Annotated in this window: 1 protein-coding gene; it reads left to right on the top strand. The window is 48.3% G+C overall.

The genetic code is table 11. The features are described from left to right. Positions 1–815: hypothetical protein (locus tag VPK24_RS08980; RefSeq protein ID WP_393012294.1), on the top strand; the 815-nt coding region annotated here is incomplete at both ends.

Here is an 815-nt window from a genome sequence, read left to right as displayed (position 1 = left end):
CAAAATCTTCCCGAGCCAAATAGGTCACCACCGGAAATCGATCGGGCGCAAACCGCTCCGGTGGCTGCTGGTTCTACCCTTGACCTGAGTGGCAATACCAATGGCATAACAATAAATAAAACAAATTCATCTGGTGCGGGTACTGGAATGGGTTACGAAACCATATTAGAAATGGTTCTCAACGCTACGCCTACGGTTGCTGACGCAGCAGCTACCTCTGCAACCACACGCCATATTACCCTCACAAGTGGCACCCTAAAAATTAGTGGTACAGCTACCTGGGCAACCCAGGGACCTAATGTATCTGGCTTGTCAGTTCCAGCAAATGCTGGGTTGTGGTTAAACAACTCAAACGTGACTATCCATGGTGGTAACTATTCTATTTCATACGATGGGTACATGCGTTTTTCTGCTGGTAACTACAATGTAGGCACTAGCTCTGGGAACGCATTAACAATCCAAAATTCATCTGGTGCAAACCTGCCACAGTTTATCATTGATGGTGGAACAGTGGACATTGCTGGCAGGTTTGAGTGGAATCAAACAGGCCCCATTTGCCTTTTTGCCATGTCTAGTGGAACTCTTAATGTTGCGACAATCGGTAGTGCAAGTAGTAATCCCACCATGCGCCTTAACAACGGTAATGATGCGAACCGTTTAGAGCTAACAGGCGGTCAAATTAACATCGTTAGGCAAACCACGGGTGTAAGCTGGGCCTGCGACTATGACCTAAGAGGGGCAGGAACCATTGTCCAGTTTGGCTCTTCCGCTTCACCTTCGGCCCAGGCGTTTACCATGGCAGCAGCTGCCACAAC

The sequence above is a fragment of the Limnothrix redekei LRLZ20PSL1 genome, assembly GCF_043235035.1.
GTDB lineage: Bacteria > Cyanobacteriota > Cyanobacteriia > CACIAM-69d > CACIAM-69d > CACIAM-69d.
This window is presented reverse-complemented; position numbering and strand designations above follow the sequence as displayed.